General features: G+C 62.5%; 18 protein-coding genes, 1 tRNA gene and 1 pseudogene. 13 read left to right on the top strand and 7 right to left on the bottom strand.

Features of this window, described 5'->3' with window-relative positions; translation table 11 throughout:
• Window position 1: 1 nt before the first annotated feature.
• Complete coding sequence (locus CK228_RS00335; RefSeq protein ID WP_095786500.1) at window positions 2-286, bottom strand: acylphosphatase; 285 nt, start codon at window positions 284-286, stop codon at window positions 2-4.
• A 181-nt stretch (window positions 287-467) separates the two neighbouring features.
• On the opposite strand from CK228_RS00335, the gene CK228_RS00330 reads away from it, so the two are divergent.
• Window positions 468-989 (top strand): MarR family winged helix-turn-helix transcriptional regulator, encoded by a 522-nt coding sequence (locus CK228_RS00330; RefSeq protein WP_095786499.1) that lies wholly within the window; start codon window positions 468-470, stop codon window positions 987-989.
• 5 nt (window positions 990-994) lie between these two features.
• On the opposite strand, the gene CK228_RS00325 is transcribed toward CK228_RS00330, so the two are convergent.
• Window positions 995-2,107 (bottom strand): pyridoxal phosphate-dependent aminotransferase, encoded by a 1,113-nt coding sequence (locus CK228_RS00325; protein ID WP_095786498.1) that lies wholly within the window; start codon window positions 2,105-2,107, stop codon window positions 995-997.
• Between the two features lie 504 nt (window positions 2,108-2,611).
• Between CK228_RS00325 and CK228_RS35665 the strand changes: the two genes are divergently transcribed.
• A complete protein-coding gene (locus CK228_RS35665; protein ID WP_245318002.1) occupies window positions 2,612-2,776 on the top strand; it encodes a hypothetical protein in 165 nt (54 codons plus the stop codon).
• A 28-nt stretch (window positions 2,777-2,804) separates the two neighbouring features.
• Here CK228_RS35665 and CK228_RS00315 read toward each other — a convergent pair.
• A tRNA-Ser gene (locus tag CK228_RS00315) sits at window positions 2,805-2,895 on the bottom strand.
• Between the two features lie 319 nt (window positions 2,896-3,214).
• On the opposite strand from CK228_RS00315, the pseudogene CK228_RS00310 reads away from it, so the two are divergent.
• Window positions 3,215-3,450, top strand: a pseudogene (locus CK228_RS00310) (site-specific integrase); the annotation flags it as partial.
• 65 nt (window positions 3,451-3,515) lie between these two features.
• On the opposite strand, the gene CK228_RS00305 reads toward CK228_RS00310, so the two are convergent.
• Complete coding sequence (locus tag CK228_RS00305; protein WP_095786497.1) at window positions 3,516-4,415, bottom strand: alpha/beta hydrolase; 900 nt, start codon at window positions 4,413-4,415, stop codon at window positions 3,516-3,518.
• A gap of 105 nt (window positions 4,416-4,520) precedes the next feature.
• Window positions 4,521-6,551: a lytic transglycosylase domain-containing protein gene (locus tag CK228_RS00300; protein ID WP_095786870.1), complete on the bottom strand. Its 2,031-nt coding sequence runs from the start codon at window positions 6,549-6,551 to the stop codon at window positions 4,521-4,523.
• Between the two features lie 301 nt (window positions 6,552-6,852).
• On the opposite strand from CK228_RS00300, the gene dapA reads away from it, so the two are divergent.
• From dapA to CK228_RS00285, 3 genes are all read left to right on the top strand, one after another.
• Window positions 6,853-7,734 (top strand): 4-hydroxy-tetrahydrodipicolinate synthase, encoded by an 882-nt coding sequence (gene dapA, locus CK228_RS00295; RefSeq protein ID WP_095786869.1) that lies wholly within the window; start codon window positions 6,853-6,855, stop codon window positions 7,732-7,734.
• A gap of 25 nt (window positions 7,735-7,759) precedes the next feature.
• A complete protein-coding gene (gene smpB, locus CK228_RS00290; protein ID WP_006202221.1) occupies window positions 7,760-8,239 on the top strand; it encodes an SsrA-binding protein SmpB in 480 nt (159 codons plus the stop codon).
• 86 nt (window positions 8,240-8,325) lie between these two features.
• Window positions 8,326-9,036 carry a GH25 family lysozyme gene (locus tag CK228_RS00285; RefSeq protein ID WP_095786496.1) on the top strand — a complete coding sequence of 237 codons (711 nt, stop codon included), beginning with the start codon at window positions 8,326-8,328 and terminating at the stop codon, window positions 9,034-9,036.
• Window positions 9,037-9,045: 9 nt separating this feature from the next.
• Here the strand turns inward: CK228_RS00285 and CK228_RS00280 are convergent, their stop codons facing one another.
• Together CK228_RS00280 and CK228_RS00275 are read right to left on the bottom strand one after the other, a co-directional pair.
• Entirely contained in the window at window positions 9,046-9,702 is a 657-nt protein-coding gene (locus tag CK228_RS00280; RefSeq protein ID WP_095770733.1) for a uracil-DNA glycosylase, read from the bottom strand.
• An 11-nt stretch (window positions 9,703-9,713) separates the two neighbouring features.
• A complete protein-coding gene (locus CK228_RS00275) occupies window positions 9,714-10,295 on the bottom strand; it encodes an NYN domain-containing protein (protein WP_010915096.1) in 582 nt (193 codons plus the stop codon).
• A gap of 319 nt (window positions 10,296-10,614) precedes the next feature.
• On the opposite strand from CK228_RS00275, the gene rpoZ reads away from it, so the two are divergent.
• From rpoZ to lepB, 7 genes are all read left to right on the top strand, one after another.
• Window positions 10,615-11,016, top strand: a complete 402-nt coding sequence (gene rpoZ, locus CK228_RS00270) for a DNA-directed RNA polymerase subunit omega (RefSeq protein WP_095770732.1) — start codon at window positions 10,615-10,617, stop codon at window positions 11,014-11,016.
• 127 nt (window positions 11,017-11,143) lie between these two features.
• Window positions 11,144-13,372 carry a bifunctional (p)ppGpp synthetase/guanosine-3',5'-bis(diphosphate) 3'-pyrophosphohydrolase gene (locus tag CK228_RS00265; protein ID WP_095786495.1) on the top strand — a complete coding sequence of 743 codons (2,229 nt, stop codon included), beginning with the start codon at window positions 11,144-11,146 and terminating at the stop codon, window positions 13,370-13,372.
• A gap of 30 nt (window positions 13,373-13,402) precedes the next feature.
• A complete protein-coding gene (pyrE, locus tag CK228_RS00260) occupies window positions 13,403-13,981 on the top strand; it encodes an orotate phosphoribosyltransferase (RefSeq protein WP_095786494.1) in 579 nt (192 codons plus the stop codon).
• A 46-nt stretch (window positions 13,982-14,027) separates the two neighbouring features.
• Entirely contained in the window at window positions 14,028-14,429 is a 402-nt protein-coding gene (locus CK228_RS00255) for a VOC family protein (protein ID WP_095786493.1), read from the top strand.
• A gap of 263 nt (window positions 14,430-14,692) precedes the next feature.
• Window positions 14,693-15,292: a DUF2062 domain-containing protein gene (locus CK228_RS00250; protein WP_095770729.1), complete on the top strand. Its 600-nt coding sequence runs from the start codon at window positions 14,693-14,695 to the stop codon at window positions 15,290-15,292.
• Window positions 15,289-15,702: a holo-ACP synthase gene (gene acpS, locus CK228_RS00245; protein ID WP_095770728.1), complete on the top strand. Its 414-nt coding sequence runs from the start codon at window positions 15,289-15,291 to the stop codon at window positions 15,700-15,702. Before CK228_RS00250 ends, acpS begins: the two co-directional genes overlap by 4 nt.
• Window positions 15,703-15,780: 78 nt before the next feature.
• Window positions 15,781-16,530 (top strand): signal peptidase I, encoded by a 750-nt coding sequence (lepB, locus tag CK228_RS00240; protein WP_010915103.1) that lies wholly within the window; start codon window positions 15,781-15,783, stop codon window positions 16,528-16,530.

Here is a 16,530-nt window from a genome sequence, read left to right as displayed (position 1 = left end):
CCTATGCGACGATTCTGAAATCTCCAGGCGCGGTCCAGGTCTCGATCTCCTCGACATCGACTCGGGAGACTGAAGCGCCCGCCGGGCCCTGCCGAAGCCGTTCGATCATGGACGAAACAGCCGTTTCGGCGCCGGCGAGCCATGCCGTTACCGTGCCGTCTCTTTCGTTGCGCACCCAGCCCACCAGCCCAAGCCCTGCCGCTTCGCCCTTCGCCCAGATCCTGTAGCCGACGCCTTGCACCCTGCCGTGTACGCGGGCCTGCACGGCCCTTTGCCGATCGTTCATCGTGCGCTCCCTTGCATAGAGTCTGGCGCAGGATCGAGCGAAGGCAACTGGCTTGAGGGGGACTATCGAACAGAAGCCGAGGCTTGCTCGTAAGATGGATGACTTGATCCAATAAAAAGTTGACTTGATCAACTTTTACGCAATGATCCACCGATGTGGAATCTCAGGGAAGGCGCATGACATGCCAGCCGATCGGAGTGCCTTGGTCCGCGATCTCAGATGCTTCAACCGGTTCTATACCGGCCTGGTCGGGCTGCTCGACGAAACCTTGACGCACAGCGCCTTTACGCTGACCGAGGCGCGGGTGCTGTTCGAACTGGGCCGTCGACCTGGCCGTATTGCTGCCGCCCCTGGCGGCAAGGCAGGCTTTCTGGCACGAACGTTTCAAACCGATTTCGGGCCAGCAGCGTCCGGCATTGCCAGGGAACTCCAACTGGATCCGGCCTATGTCACGAGAATCCTTAGAAAACTCTTTGCCGCGGGCTTGACCGAAATGCGCACCGGCCCTGGGGCTCTGCGCGGTCGCGTCCTCTCGCTCACCGTTCGCGGCCAGGCCGCGCTTGCCACACTCCAGGCAGCCGCGGATCGCGATCTCACCCGCCTGACCGTGGACCTGGGCGACGAGGAAGCGGCCGAGTTGTCGGATATATTGGCACGCGTCAGGCATCTGCTAAGCGCAGCGCCAGCATCCGAACGCAGCTGAATTGCCTAGTTCCCCCGCGCCGCCGCCAGCGCGCCCGGCAATTCCTCGGCAAAGATATCCAGTTCGTGGTCGAGGCCGACGCTGACGCGAATGCAGCGGTCGAGTCCTGGCGCCATCGGCTTGCGGATGAACACATCACGTGACAGCAGACCTTGCAGCACTTTCAGCGCGAAGGGGCCGTCATGGCCGCAGTCGATGGTGACGAAATTGGTCGCCGAGGCCAGCGGCTTCAACCCGTTCTGCTCGGCGATATCAGCGATGCGCCGGCGCCCGGCAGCCACCCGCGCCACCACCGTCTCGAGATAGGGCTGGTCGGCGAGTGCCTCGACGCCGGCGATCTGCGCCATGCGGCTGACGCCGTAATGGTTGCGGATCTTCTCGAAGTCGCGGATCACCTGCGCCTCCGCAATCGCATAGCCGCAGCGTATCCCGGCAAGCCCATAAGCCTTTGAAAAGGTTCGCATGCGGATGACATTTGGTCGCGAGATGTCGATCGGCGGCAGGGCCGAGGCCGGCCCCAATTCGCCGTAGGCCTCGTCGAGCACCAGCATGGTGGTCTCAGGCAATGCCTCGATGAAGCGGATCACCTCGTCCGCTTCCCACCAACTGCCCATCGGATTGTCCGGGTTGGACAGATAGACCAGCGGGGCCTTCTCCTTGACGACCGCCTTAAGCAAACCATCCAGGCTTTCGCGGTCGTTCTCGTAAGGGACTGTCACCAGCCGCCCGCCGACGCCGGCAATATGGAAGTTGAAGGTTGGATAAGCGCCGAGCGAGGTGACCACGGCATCGCCAGCCGCCACATACATGCGCGCCACCAGGCTGAGCAGCCCGTCGATGCCTTCGCCGACAACGACGTTCTCGATCGCCACGTCATGATGCGCGGCAGCCGCGACCTTCAGCTCGTAATTGTCGGGATCGCAATACATCCACTGGTCGCGCGCCACGCGCTCCATGCGGGCGATGACCCGTGGCGATGGGCCAAAACTGCTCTCATTGGCGCCGATGCGGGCACGAAAAGCCCGCCCGCGTTCACGCTCCTGCGCTTCCGGGCCGACAAAAGGCACGGTCGAGGGAAGTGCTGCGATAAGCGGCGAAAGGGCAGGGCGCAGACGCATGGGGGAAGCTCGCTTGGAAAGGGCCTCCTTGCTAGCGTGACCAGCCTGGCCGTGCAAGCACCCTGCGATCTGCAGCCGTAACGCCGGATTCCGTCGCCTCTTTTTGCTAGCGAAGGACCATGAACAATCGTCTGCCGCCCGCCTGGTCGAAGCATCAGAAAATTTCGTCCGGACCGAAATCACCCATCCGAAAGCAAGCCCACTACCCCGTGCACAGGCTGATGATGCATTGCTCAGGCAGGCTGTCAATTGCATCGGGCAAATCGGTTGCTGGATGCGGAGGCACTTTGTCAGCGCGTATTGGCTCATAAACTGGACATCCTTTGCGCTCGGCCTAGACCAAATGGCCATTCGGTTTGTTGAGCGAGTGGTAAAAGAGGTCCCTCAAAATCTGCACTACCATTTGACACTGGGTGAGACCTATTTGAAGGTCGGCGAGCATGTGCATGCGATGAGGCATTTTGAACGTGCTTGCGAGCTGAATGCCGACTGGGTTGAGGCGCTTTGCGCGCTGGTCGCGCCTACGCCGAATTCGGCAAGGCCGACATCGTGGCGCCGCCTTATGAGAAAGCGCTCAAGATCGACGGCGGCCGTCCCGCTATCCGGATGGGGCTGGCCAATGCGCTTGTGAGTCTCGGCCGGATGGTTGAGGCGACATGGCCTGATTGATGTGATTCGAAGTCTGCAGGGCATAGGGTGGCGGAGAGGATGGGATTCGAACCCACGAGAAGCTTTTGACCTCTACTCCCTTAGCAGGGGAGCGCCTTCGACCACTCGGCCACCTCTCCGTTGCGCCGCTGGATAAAGAAAAGCGCCGGCACAATCAACAAGCCCCGGCCATTATCTCGGAAAAAGAAGTCATTCTGTCGAAAAATAATCGCATGCCGCGCCGTGGCTTTCCCAGCGGCGGCGGTTCTGCGGCGAATCCCTGGCACGTGATTCGTCGCCTCGCCTTGATTCCGTCAGCCGGTTGCCGGATGTGCCCGTGAATATGGGGGTTAGGGCGGCCCTGATGGTTAACGAGTGCTTTCTGAGTTGGGCCAAATCGCGTCATTTGTGCAACAACGCTGGGGGATAGCAGCCGAACAGCCCTTTCGTCCGTAGGCCAGGCTGTTCGCCGCCATCAGGAGCCGAAGCGAGGATGCCTACAGGCTTTCAGTCTTCCTGGTCGACAGCGGCTGCCGTCTCGGCGGGGCGCTCGGACTGATCTTGAACGACATCCAGGAACATCGCGTTTCCTTCTGGATCACCAAATCCGGCCTCAGCCGCGCCATTCCGATGACCGAACGGGGTCAGGCGGGCGCGGCGAAGGCAGCGAAAGCGTCAGGGAAAAGCTCAAAGGCCAAATAGTTCCAAAGGCCTGTATATACTGTCATGGTGACCTCAGGGCCAGATCTGGTCTTAGGGTTTACTTTGTTTGGTGTCTGCGCTCAGCCTGATCAAGGAAGGTCGCTATATCGCCGGGCAAGCTGCCAGTTTCGAGGAAAGGGGCGTGGCCCTGGCCCTCGACCGCGATCGCTTCCATCATCGGATGGCGCTGGCGCATCTGCTCCAGAGTTTCAGGCGACAACAGCCTGGAATTGGCGCCACGGATAGCGAGCAGGGGAATGGCTGCCAACGCCTCGAACTGCGGCCACAGCGCCGGCAATGGCTGTGACAGGTCAAGATTGGCGACCATATCGACCAGTTTCGGATCAAAATCCGGCAACAGCCCTTGATCCGTCTCACGGTTGAGCGCTCCCACCATCCGCGTCCAGTCGGCGTCGGTGAGCTTGGAAAAATCCTTGCCGTGAACGCTGCGCTGGGCATCCATCGCCTCGGTGAAGGTTTTCGGCTTCGACGTGCGTTCGAGATAGGACTGGATGTGGGCGAGGCCGGCCGGCTCGATCACCGGCCCGATGTCGTTGAGCACAATGGCTTTCAGCACGGCCGGGCGCAGCGCGCCAAGCACATGGATGATCAGCCCGCCGCGTGAGGTGCCGATGAAGGCCGCCCCCTCAATGCCAAGCGCGGCCAGCCCGGCAAGGATGTCGCTGGCCTCGACGCCGACATTGTAGTGGCTGACATCGGGATCGTAGGCCGACTGTCCGCGTCCGCGATAGTCGAAGGCAACCACTTGGCGCGGTACCGGCGATCGCGTCGAAAGATAAAGTGCCAGCTCATGAAAATCCCGCGCGTTGCGGGTCAGGCCGGGCAGGCAGATGACCGGCCAATGTCCAGGCTTCGCTTCGCCATAGAGGCGGGCATGAAGTCTCAGCCCGTCTGGCGCTACGTAGAAGAAGTCGGGAAAACCTCCGGTGCTCGACATCTGAAAGGACTCCCTGTCTGGATCGTCTGCGACTGCTACAGACGAGGGCAGGGATGGTCAAATAGAAGGAGCGACGCTCGGTCGCCTCTCAAGCCGTCAGCGTCCTCAGTTGCGCCCGTTCACGAGGTCGCTGACAATGTCGTATTTGCCGGAAATACGCATCTTGTAGACCTCGTAATTCTCCATCACGCGCTGCACGTAGCTTCTTGTTTCCGTGTAGGGAATCCGCTCGATCCAGTCCACCACCGCATCGATGTCCTTGCCGCGCGGGTCGCCGTATTTCGCCACCCACTGGCTGGCCCGGTTGGGGCCGGCATTGTAGCCGGCGAAGGTCAGCACGTAGGAGCCGTTGAAGCGATCGAGCTGCTCGCCGAGGAAGGCCGAGCCGAGTGTGGCGTTGTAGCCGGCGTCGGTGGTCAGCCGTGCCTGCGAAAACTGCAACCCGGCCTTCTTCGCCAGTTGCTTGGCGGTTCCCGGCATCAGCTGCAGCAGCCCGCGCGCGCCGGCGCTGGATACGGCACCGATGTTGAATTCGCTCTCCTGGCGGGCAATCGCATAGGCAAGCGCCTTGCCCGAGCCGGAAATATTGGCCGAATCAGGAATGACGCCGAGCGGATGCGACAGCGCGCCGACATCGATGCTGCGCGCGCCGGCGATCTTGCCGACCTTCAGCGCCATGAAATGGTTGCCCTGCTTCTCGGCAAGGACAGCAAGCAGCGCCAGTTCGCCTGGGCTGGTCAACTGGCCGGCGAGGTCGCGATAGAGCGTTTCGGCATAGCGATCATAGCCTGCCTCCTGCAGCCGCTTGATCGCGCTGACCGCCTCGCGGCCGGCAAAATTCTGCCGGTCGGCGGCACTGGGCGTGGGATAGACGATGTTGAGCGCCTGCCGGCCGACACGTTCGGCGGCAAGCTGCCCGTAAAAGGTCGTGCCATAATTGGCGGCGCGCCCAAAATAATCCTTGGCGCTGCCGGGACCGCCGACTTCCGCGGCACGGCCGAGCCAGTAATAGGCGCGCGACAGGGTCATCGGCCCTTGGGCAAGGTCGGCGATGCGCGAAAAATGCGTCGCGGCAAGCTTGGGGTCGTTGAGGCCACGCAGCGCATACCAGCCGGCATGGAACTCGGCCTCGGCCGCATTGGCTGCACTTTCGGCGGCATGCGTGGCGACAATCGTGTACGCCGTCTTCATGTCGCCTTGGTCAACCAGTTCGCGCGACAGCACCCGGCGCTCGACCCACCAGGCGTCCGGGTCGACCAGAGCCTCGCGGTCCGTCGGCGCCTTCATCACCACGGCGGCGGCGCCAGCAAAATCCTCCTGCTTGCGCAGATACTCGGCCTGCGCGAAGAAATAGCCGGCAGAACGCTGGGATGCCGGGACCGCCTTCAACAGCTTCAACGCATTCCTGTCGCCTCTGTCGGCCGCGGCCCAGGCCTCGGCAAACTGCTGGGCGCCGGCAAGACCGGCAATGCGCAGCGCGGAATTCACCCGGTCGGCATAAAACATACGGTCCATGCGAAAACGGTGGTCGGCGGCAGGGATAAGACCGCCGAATTCCTTGATCAGCGACGTCTCGTCCTTGGCTTCCAGGACCGTGGTGCGCCAAAACGGCGACAGCACCGAGCGTGCCGCCTTGAGATTGCCCGTCGCCACATAGGCGCGGGCGAGAACCATGACGCCTTCGAATGTCTGCGGCTGGCTGCCATCGAACGCCGCAATGACGATGTCGGGAGCGGGGTTTTCTCGATAGAGCGCCCGCTCGCTGTTCTTGCGCAAGGCAATGGTGCCCGGCCAGTTGGGCAGCATCTTCGCGGCGGCGGCGATGTCGCCGCTCGGAACCTTGTCGCCGCCGTAAAGTGCGATCGCCCAGGCCAGTATGTGCTGGTCGAGCGATTGGGCGGGAAGCCCATCGCGCACACGACGAGCGCCGGGAATATCACCGGCCGCCAGCGCGTCCAGCCCGCTCTTCAGCAGCAAGACGCCGGTCGAGGGGGCCTGCGGCGCGCTGTCCTGCGGGCTCGGCATCGGGATCGCCGCGGTGGCCCGCGCATCCACGCTGCCGCTGATCGCCACACCGGGCATCAGCGCGGCGATGGCGCCAAGCAGCGCGAAGAGGTGAGGCCGACGGGTCGGCATGGTCTCGTGTCTTCCTTGGTTCAGCATTCTACCAGCAGGCGAAGATACCTCGAAGCCTAGACTTAGGTCGTGAAGGGCTCGTAAACAAAGAGTTATCAAGGCTGTTCGAATTGCGCTTGCTGGCACCATGGCAATGCTTGCCGCGCAACCATGTCGAGACTATGGTGCGCCGCTTCGCTTTCGGTTAGAAGGCGCGCACGACAAACTGATCGACAAACACCGATGCATGTCGCCCAAAAGTGGATACCGGTTTTGGGACAGCGACATGCATCGACAAACAAGTCCCAAGGAGTTGGACGACATGCTGAGAGGCTCGCTTACTGCGCTCGTGACACCGTTCGAAAAGAGCGGGCGTTTCGACGAGAAAGCCTTTCGCGCCTTTGTCGAATGGCAGCTCGCGGAAGGCACGACCGGTCTGGTTCCCGTTGGCACCACTGGCGAGTCGCCGACACTGTCGCACGATGAGCATCGCCATGTCGTCAAGGTCTGCATCGAGGTGGCCAAGGGCCGCGCTCCGGTCGTCGCCGGCGCCGGTTCCAACAACACGGCGGAAGCCGTCGGCCTCGTGCAGTATGCCGAAAAGGTTGGCGCCGATGCCGCCCTGGTCGTCACGCCCTATTACAACAAGCCGACGCAGCGCGGCCTCTACGAGCATTTCGCCGCCGTCGCCAGGGCGACCAAGCTGCCGATCATCATCTACAACATCCCGCCGCGTTCGGTGATCGACATGATGCCGGAGACGATGGGGCGGCTGGCTCACGACTTCAAGAACATCGTCGGCGTCAAGGACGCGACCGGCAAGGTCGAGCGTGTGTCCGAGCAGCGCATGACCTGCGGCAAGGATTTCATCCAGCTTTCCGGCGAGGACGCCTCGGCGCTCGGCTTCAACGCCCATGGCGGTGTCGGCTGCATTTCGGTGACTTCGAACGTCGCGCCGCGGCTGTGCGCCGAATTCCAGGAGGCGACGCTTTCCGGCGACAGCGCCAAGGCGCTGGAATTGCAGGATCGTCTCTTGCCCCTGCACAAGGCGATCTTCCTGGAGCCCGGCGTGTCCGGCGCCAAATACGCGCTGTCGAAGCTGGGCAAGGTCGAGAATGTGCTGCGGTCGCCGCTGGTCACGGTCGAGGAATCGACCGCGGCGAAGATCGATGCGGCCATGAAGCACGCCGGCTTGATTAATTGAGGATGAGGCGCCACCTCTCCACATCATGAATCAAGTCAGAAAAGCCGATCCCAACAACAAGACCGTTGCGGAAAACCGCAAGGCACGGTTTTCCTATGAGGTGCTCGACACGATCGAGGCCGGCTTGGTGCTGACCGGCACCGAGGTCAAGTCCCTGCGCCAAGGCCAGGCCAATATCCAGGACAGCTATGCCTCGGTCGAAGGCGGCGAGATCTGGCTGATCAATTCCTATCTGCCCGAATATCTGCAGGCCAACCGCTTCAACCACGAGCCCAGGCGGCGGCGCAAACTCCTGCTCAACAAGCGCGAGATGGCCAAGCTGTCGCAGAGCGTCGACCGCGAAGGCATGACGCTGGTGCCGCTGAAAATCTATTTCAACGACCAGGGCCGCGCCAAGCTGCTGCTCGCCGTCGGCCGCGGCAAGAAATTGCACGACAAGCGCGAGACCGAGAAACAGCGCGACTGGTCGCGTGAGAAGGGCCGGCTCTTGAAGGAGCGTGGGTGAGAGACATCAGGCGGTAGCCCTCGAAAAGCCAGTTTGGCTTCCAAATTTCGGGCAAGCGCAATCGGCAGATGCCAGAGGGGATCGCTTTGAAGAACCGGATCATCCTCTGGGGATTGATGAGCCTGGCGTTTGCAGCGATGGCGGTGGCCGGCGGCTTCTTCTACTTCCACACCTATTCTCCCGACCGTAGCAAATATCCGGTCAGAGGCATCGACGTCTCGCATCATCAAGGCCAGATCGACTGGCGGCGCGTTGCCGCCGACGATGTCGCCTTCGCCGTCATCAAGGCGACCGAGGGCGGCGATCATGTCGATCGTGCTTTTGCCACCAATCTACGTGAGGCCCGCGCGGCCGGCCTTGCCGTAGGCGCCTATCATTTCTTCACCTTCTGCCGGCCCGGCGCCGACCAGGCGAAGAATTTCATCTCGGTGGTACCGCACGATCAGCCCTTGCTGCCGCCGGTCGTCGATGTCGAGTTCGGCGGCAACTGTCCGCAGCGCCCATCGCCCGAGCAACTGAATGCTGAACTCCAGGCTTTCCTCGGACCTGTCGAGCAGGCATTCGGCAAGACGGCGATCGTCTATCTGACCGATGAGGCCGAGGCTGCCTATGCCGGGCAGATCGCCGCTCGCCCGCTCTGGCTTCGCTCGCTGCTGGTGGAACCTGACCGCCACGACTGGATCTACTGGCAGTACCACAATCGCGGGCGCATAGACGGTATCGAGGGTGACGTCGACCTGAACGTTCTGCAGGGCGGGCTGGAGAAATTGGCGGCGCTGCTTGCGCCGGCGCATTGAGGAGTGAATCTATATCTTCAGGAACGCCGCGATCTCGCTGAAAACGCTGACGAACATCGCCTCGGTCAGCACGCCCGTATTGGTGTTGTAGCGTGAGCAGTGATAGCTGGAAAACAGCGTGATGCCACCGGCCGGCAACTGCCCGCCATGCCTGAATGGATAGGCGGCGACGCGCTCGCCGAGCGCCCGCACGGTCGACTGGTGCGCGATCGATCCGAGCGCCAGCACCGCGCGTAGCTTGGGAAAGCGTGCAATCGTCGGCACCAGGAAGCTGCGGCAGGTCGAGATTTCGGCGCCGACAGGCTTGTTCTCCGGCGGCACGCAGCGCACGGCATTGGTGATCGCCGTGCCGACAAGCTCCAGCCCGTCATCGGGCCGCGCCTTGAACTCACCGCGTGCAAAGCCGTGCGCGATCAGCGTCGAGTAGAGCAGGTCGCCGGCATAGTCGCCGGTGAAGGGGCGGCCGGTGCGGTTGGCGCCGCGCAGACCGGGCGCCAGCCCGACGATCAGAAGCTGGACGGTGTCCTCACCCTGCGGCGGCAGGAAGGTCGGCACCGGCGCGTTGAACCATGACGGCTCGCGTTGCCGCCACTCGGCGACGAAGTCATGCAGCCGCGGGCAGAGCGGGCAGTCGCGGCTGGGTTCGGAAGCGGGGAGGGCGGTCAAGGTGCCCGCCCTCAGTAGTCGTCCTCGTCGACTTCAGCCGGCTCGGGCCGGCGCACGGGCCGCTCGGAAGGATCGCGGCCGACTTCGTTCTTCAGCGTCGTCAGGTCGATGAAATGGTCGGCCTGGCGGCGCAGATCATCCGAGATCATCGGCGGTTGCGAGGCCATGGTCGAGACGATCGACACCTTGCGGCCGCGCCGCTGCAGCGCCTCGACCAGCGTGCGGAAGTCGCCGTCGCCGGAGAAAATGACATAGTGGTCGACGACATCGGCGAGCTCCAGCGCATCGACCGTCAGTTCGATGTCCATATTGCCCTTGATCTTGCGGCGGCCGGTCGAGTCGGTGAACTCCTTGGCCGGCTTGGTCACCACCTTGAAGCCGTTATAGTCGAGCCAGTCGATCAGCGGGCGGATCGAGGAGTATTCCTGATCCTCGACCAGCGCCGTGTAATAATAGGCGCGCAAGAGATAGCCGCGCTTCTGGAAACTCGACAACAGCTTGCGATAGTCGATGTCGAAGCCGAGCGCCCGCGACGTAGCGTAGAGATTGGCACCGTCGATGAACAAGGCGATTTTTTCACGTGGGTCGAACATGGAAAATATTCCTTTTCGAAAAATGCGGCCGTCTAAACGAAATGCGGTAGCGACTATCGGTCGGGCTCATAATAAACCGGCTGACCTTGTCCATCCGAGATAACGCCAGTTTGGTGGCAATCCAAGGCGTGATGGGGCAATGCAAGCAATTGTGATCGCGGCGTCGAGCGAACGACGCGGGCGGTTTGCCAAATCCAGTGTTTAGGCAGGGATTGGGCGCCAACAGTCCCGCCAATGCCATGATGCTTGTATTTTGGCGGCGTTCGGGTTATGGACCGCGCCTGTTTTCCATCAAATCCAGGCATGAAAGGGGCAGTCCATGGCCCGCGTAACCGTTGAAGATTGCATCGACAAGGTCGACAACCGCTTCGAGCTGGTGCTTTTGGCCGGCCATCGTGCTCGCCAGATCAGCCAGGGCGCGCAGATCACCGTTCCTCGCGACAACGACAAGAACCCGGTCATTGCCTTGCGCGAGATCGCCGACGAGACACTGTCGCCCGACGACCTCAAGGAAGATCTGATCCATTCGCTGCAGAAGCATGTCGAGGTCGACGAGCCCGAGGCCGATGGCGAGGTGATCGCCGACCAGACCGGCGGCGCTGTCGCGGCCACCGAAACCGACGAAGCCGAGGACAACATCACCTTCGATCGCATGACCGAGGAAGACCTGCTGGCCGGCATCGAAGGTCTGGTACCGCCGGAAAAGAGCGACGACTACTAAGAGAGTTTCTGGACCTGCCCGGAACACGTTTCCGGCACTTCCGTCCCGGCAGTTTCGTGGCTATCTATGACATGCGCCGTACAGCAGTGCGGCGCATGATTCATTTCATCGCTGAGAGATTCCGCCCATGATGCGTCAGTATGAGCTTGTCGAGCGCGTCCAGCGCTACAAGCCTGACGTCAACGAGGCGTTGCTCAACAAGGCCTATGTCTATGCCATGCAGAAGCATGGCCACCAGAAGCGCGCTTCTGGCGATCCCTATTTCTCGCATCCGCTCGAAGTCGCCGCCATCCTCACCGAAATGCACATGGACGAGGCGACGATCGCCGTCGCTTTGCTGCACGACACGATCGAGGACACCACGGCGACGCGGGCCGAGATCGACGATCTGTTCGGCCCCGAAATGGGCAAGCTGGTCGAGGGCCTGACCAAGCTGAAGAAGCTTGATCTCGTTTCCAAGAAGGCAGAGCAGGCTGAGAACCTGCGCAAGCTGCTGCTGGCGATCTCGGAAGACGTCCGCGTGCTGCTGGTCAAGCTCGCCGACCGGCTGCACAACATGCGCACCCTCGACCACGTGCCGGAAGCCAAGCGCCTGCGCATCGCCGAGGAGACGATGGACATCTATGCGCCGCTGGCCGGGCGCATGGGCATGCAAGGCATGCGCGAGGAACTGGAGGAGATCGCCTTCCGCTACATCAATCCGGAAGCCTACCGTGCCGTGACCGCGCGGCTCGCCGAGATCTTCGAGCGCAACAAGGGCGTGCTGACCGATATTGAAAAGGCACTGTCGGCGCTGTTTGAAAAGCATGCCATCAACGCCGGCGTGAAGAGCCGCCAGAAGAAGCCCTGGTCGGTGTTCCGCAAGATGGAAGCCAAGGCGCTGTCCTTCGAGCAGCTGTCCGACATTTTCGGCTTCCGCGTCGTCGTCGATACGGTCGAGGACTGCTACCGCGCGCTCGGTGCCATCCATACCACATGGTCGATGGTGCCCGGCCGCTTCAAGGACTACATCTCGACGCCGAAGCAGAACGACTACCGCTCGATCCACACCACCATCGTCGGCCCCTCGCGCCAGCGCGTCGAGCTGCAGATCCGCACCCGCGAAATGAACAAGATCGCCGAATACGGCGTCGCGGCGCACTCGATCTACAAGGACACCGGCGGCAAGACGAACGGCGCCGGCCATGCGATCTCGAAGGAGACCAATGCCTATGCCTGGCTGCGGCGCACCATCGAACAGCTTGCGGAAGGTGACAATCCCGAGGACTTCCTCGAAAACACCAAGCTGGAACTGTTCCAGGACCAGGTGTTCTGCTTCACGCCCAAAGGCATGCTGATTGCCTTGCCGCGCGGCGCCACGCCCATCGATTTCGCCTATGCGGTGCACACCGATGTCGGCGACACCTGCGTCGGCGCCAAGGTCAATGGCCGCATCATGCCGCTGATGACGGAACTGAAGAATGGCGACGAGGTCGAGATCATCCGCTCCAAGGCGCAGGTGCCGCCGGCGGCGTGGGAATCGGTCGTCGTCACCGGCAAGGCGCGCGCCGCCATCCGCCGGGCCACCAAGAACGCCATCCGCAAGCAGTATTCCGGTCTCGGCGCGCGCATTCTCGAACGCGCCTTCGAACGGGCCGGCAAGAATTTCACCAAGGAAAGCCTGAAGCCGGTCCTGCACCGGCTGGCACGCAAGGACATCGAGGACGTGCTGGCGTCCGTCGGCCGTGGCGAACTGGCTTCCACCGACGTCATGAAGGCGGTCTTCCCCGACTATAAGGACGAGCGTGTCACGCCGGCAGCGCCCAAGCAGCGCGAGGAGGGCTGGTCGAAGATCCGCAACGCCGCCGGCATGCTGTTCCAGATTCCGGGCCGGGCCGCGCGCAAGGACAAGGACCAGCCGCGCGACGGCGCCGTGCCGATCCGCGGCGTGCGCGGCGACCTGCCAGTGCGCTTCGCGCCGGAAGGCGCGGTGCCGGGCGATCGCATCGTTGGCATCGTCCAGCCGGGCACCGGCATCACCATCTATCCGATCCAGTCGCCGGCGCTGCAGGCTTTCGATGACCAGCCCGAGCGCTGGATCGACGTGCGCTGGGACATTGACGAGCGCACCAAGGAGCGCTTCCCCGCGCGTGTCTCGGTCACCGCCATCAATGCGCCGGGCTCGCTCGCCGATATCGCCCAGGTCGTTGCGTCCAACGACGCCAACATCCATACGCTGTCGATGGTGCGCACCGCGCCCGACTTCACCGAAATGCTGATCGATCTAGAAGTCTGGGATCTGAAGCATCTCAACCGGCTGCTGTCGCAGCTCAAGGACAATTCGAGCGTCAGCGACGCACGGCGTGTGAATGGCTGACATGGCTGATCTATCTGGGGGCAGGCGCAGATGAAGACCGATGAAGTGCTGGGCATTTTCCGCGAGGCGGGTGCTGTTCTAGAGGGGCATTTCATCCTGACGTCGGGCCTGCGCAGTCCAGTCTTCCTGCAGAAGGCGCGGGTGTTCATGCATGCCGACAAGACCGAGCGGCTTTGCAAGGCGCTGGCCGAAAAGATCCGGACAGCGGTGCCAGGCAAGATCGACTATGTCGTCGGCCCGGCGATCGGCGGCCTGATCCCGGCCTACGAAACCTCGCGCCATCTCGGCGTGCCGGCGATCTGGGTCGAGCGGGAAGGGGGCGAGTTCCGCCTGCGTCGCTTCGAGATCGTCAGGGGCGCGCGCGTCGTCATCGTCGAGGACATCGTCACCACCGGCCTGTCGATCCGCGAAACCATCGAGTGCCTGCGCGAGCTTGGCGCCGAGGTGGTGGCTGCCGCCTGCATCATCGACCGTTCAGCTGGCAAGACCCATGTCGGCGTGCCGTTGATCGCGCTCGCCGAATACGAGGTTCCGGCCTATCCGCCCGACCGGCTGCCGCCGGAGCTTGCGGCGATACCGGCGGTCAAGCCCGGCAGCCGCAATATCTGACCGTTCATGTCGCCCAAAAGTGCGCGGCGGTTTTGGGAGTGACGACATGCGTGAAGGCAAATTCGAAATGATCGTCGGGATCGATCATTTCGTGCTGACGGTGGCGTCGCTCGAAGCGACCTGCGCCTTTTACCAGCGCGTGCTGGGTTTCGAGCGCATCGACACGCCGGGCCGGCCGACGGCGCTGGCTTTTGGCGGCCAGAAGATCAATGTCCACGAGATCAGCCGCACCTTCGAGCCCAAGGCGAAGGCGCCGACGCCAGGGTCAGGCGATTTCTGCCTGATCACCGAACGACCGCTCGACGAAATCCGCGCCGGTCTCGAAGCCAATGGCGTTGTGCTCGAACTGGGGCCGGTCGAACGCATCGGGGCGCGCGGTCCGATGATGTCTGTCTATTTCCGCGATCCGGACGGCAATCTTGTCGAAGTCAGCCGGTACTTGCGGTGATGTCTCAGGCATCCGGCTGCGACCATAGGCCGAAGCCATTCTCAAATTCGCCGCGATTGTCAGGTGTTGAAGACGTGGACCTTACCAAAGATCATGGCGGCGCGGCCGCTGTACAGGTACCGTTCGGTTGTTGTCGGGCTTGCGGATCGCTATATCAAAGTCGCGATTGCCTTCGGGTGACCGTAAAGCGCAAGATGTGGCGGTTGAAGCCCGGCTGAAGATGGCCGGCACGCAAGCTGTAAAGTATCGGGAATAGGAAGAGAGTGCTTTTTCGTCGCCGCAAGCCTGATGGCCTTTTGGAGCGGGTGCGCACCTATCTGTGGCCGCGCCGGTCGTTCACGCGCTCGCTGCAGTATTTCTCCAAGCGCATCCTGCGGCTGAAGGCCACGCCGCACGCGGTGGCAGCCGGTGTGGCGGCTGGTGTCTTCGCTTCGTTCTTTCCCGTGGGCTTCCATTTCATCATTGCCGCCGTTCTGTGTTGGGTGATCGCCGGCAATCTGGTGGCGGCGGCACTCGGTGCTGTTTTCTTCGGCAATCCGCTGACTTTTCCCATTCTGTGGGGCGCATCCTGGGAAACCGGCAAGCTCATCCTGCACGATCGCCTGCCGGCGCATGGTCCGCCGGCGCATCTGGGCGAGATGCTGCACACGCTTTCCTTTGCGAAACTATGGCATCCCGTGCTGGAACCCATGCTGATCGGCGCGGTGCCGCTCGGGCTGGTGTTTGGCCTCCTGTTCTACGGCGTCACGCGCTGGGGCATGAATGTCTTTCGCGAGCAGAGGCGCAAGCGGCTGGCCGAGCGCGCAAGCCGCCGCGAGCAACCGCCTCATCCCGGAGCAAGCATCGGTTCCGCTACGCGATGATCATCGGCATCGGCAGCGATCTGATCGATATCAGGCGCATTGAGAAATCGCTGGAGCGTCACGGTCGGCGTTTCATCGAGAGAATCTACACCGAGGTCGAACAGGCGCGTTCGGAGAACCGCCGTGCCCGCGCCGCTTCCTACGCCAAGCGCTTCGCCGCCAAGGAGGCCTGCGCCAAGGCCCTCGGCACGGGTCTGGCGCAAGGTGTGTTCTGGCGCGACATGGGCGTCGTCAACCTGCCCAGCGGCGCGCCGACCATGGCACTGACCGGCGGGGCGCTGGCACGGCTCGAAAAAATCCTGCCCCCGGCGCACAAGGCGGCGATCCACCTCACCATCACCGATGATTTCCCGCTCGCTCAAGCCTTTGTGATCATCGAGGCGCTGCCCGTCGAACAAGCGCCACATTGATTGCATCTGACGGACCGGCATTGACGTTGCCCAGCGCGCGCCGAGACTCTATACATCCAACGCACAATCGAGGACGACATGAGCGTGGCTGAAAAATCCCAGAAGAAATCCGGCGGGCTTGGCGAAACCGTCAGCGTCATCGTCCAGGCGCTTTTGCTCGCGCTGGTCATCCGCACGCTGCTGTTTCAGCCCTTTTCGATCCCGTCGGGATCGATGCGGCCGACACTCCTGGAAGGCGACTATCTGTTCGTCACCAAATGGTCCTACGGCTATTCGCGCTATTCGCTGCCGTTCGGGCCCGATCTCTTCTCGGGCCGCATCTGGGGCTCCGAGCCCAAGCGCGGCGACGTTGTGGTGTTCAAGTTCCCGCCGGATCCGTCCGTCGACTACATCAAGCGCGTGGTCGGCCTGCCCGGCGACAAGATCCAGATGAAGAATGGCCAGCTGTTCATCAACGGCGTCGGCGTGCCGCGCGTGAAGACCGGCCAGATCGACAATCCCGATATCACTGAAATGCCTCAGCCGATCGACGTCTACCGGGAAACCCTGCCCAACGGCGTCAGCTACGACACGCTCGACCTCAATCCGAATTCGATCGGCGACAACACGCGCGAATTCGACGTGCCGCCCGGTCACTATTTCATGATGGGCGACAACAGGGACAATTCCGCCGACAGCCGGTTCACCGTCGGCTACGTTCCGGCCGAAAACCTGGTTGGCCGCGCCAACCTTGTCTTCTTCTCGATCGCCGGCAAGGCCAGCCCTCTCGAAATCTGGAAATGGCCGTCGCTGATGCGCGTTTCGCGCCTGTTCCATTTCGTCAACTAG

This window comes from Mesorhizobium sp. WSM4312 (genome assembly GCF_002294875.1).
GTDB lineage: Bacteria > Pseudomonadota > Alphaproteobacteria > Rhizobiales > Rhizobiaceae > Mesorhizobium.
The sequence above is the reverse complement of the archived record's forward strand: the minus strand, read 5'-3'. Positions and strand labels throughout refer to the sequence as shown.

Coding starts and splice junctions, on each gene's coding strand:
- CK228_RS00255 (WP_095786493.1), top strand. CDS start 14,028: ATGCGTGAAGGCAAATTCGAAATGATCGTCGGGATCGATCATTTCGTG.
- lepB (WP_010915103.1), top strand. CDS start 15,781: ATGAGCGTGGCTGAAAAATCCCAGAAGAAATCCGGCGGGCTTGGCGAA.
- CK228_RS00275 (WP_010915096.1), bottom strand. CDS start 10,295: ATGTTCGACCCACGTGAAAAAATCGCCTTGTTCATCGACGGTGCCAAT.
- pyrE (WP_095786494.1), top strand. CDS start 13,403: ATGAAGACCGATGAAGTGCTGGGCATTTTCCGCGAGGCGGGTGCTGTT.
- dapA (WP_095786869.1), top strand. CDS start 6,853: ATGCTGAGAGGCTCGCTTACTGCGCTCGTGACACCGTTCGAAAAGAGC.
- CK228_RS00325 (WP_095786498.1), bottom strand. CDS start 2,107: ATGCGTCTGCGCCCTGCCCTTTCGCCGCTTATCGCAGCACTTCCCTCG.
- CK228_RS00335 (WP_095786500.1), bottom strand. CDS start 286: ATGAACGATCGGCAAAGGGCCGTGCAGGCCCGCGTACACGGCAGGGTG.
- smpB (WP_006202221.1), top strand. CDS start 7,760: ATGAATCAAGTCAGAAAAGCCGATCCCAACAACAAGACCGTTGCGGAA.
- CK228_RS00265 (WP_095786495.1), top strand. CDS start 11,144: ATGATGCGTCAGTATGAGCTTGTCGAGCGCGTCCAGCGCTACAAGCCT.
- CK228_RS00330 (WP_095786499.1), top strand. CDS start 468: ATGCCAGCCGATCGGAGTGCCTTGGTCCGCGATCTCAGATGCTTCAAC.
- rpoZ (WP_095770732.1), top strand. CDS start 10,615: ATGGCCCGCGTAACCGTTGAAGATTGCATCGACAAGGTCGACAACCGC.
- acpS (WP_095770728.1), top strand. CDS start 15,289: ATGATCATCGGCATCGGCAGCGATCTGATCGATATCAGGCGCATTGAG.
- CK228_RS00305 (WP_095786497.1), bottom strand. CDS start 4,415: ATGTCGAGCACCGGAGGTTTTCCCGACTTCTTCTACGTAGCGCCAGAC.
- CK228_RS00300 (WP_095786870.1), bottom strand. CDS start 6,551: ATGCCGACCCGTCGGCCTCACCTCTTCGCGCTGCTTGGCGCCATCGCC.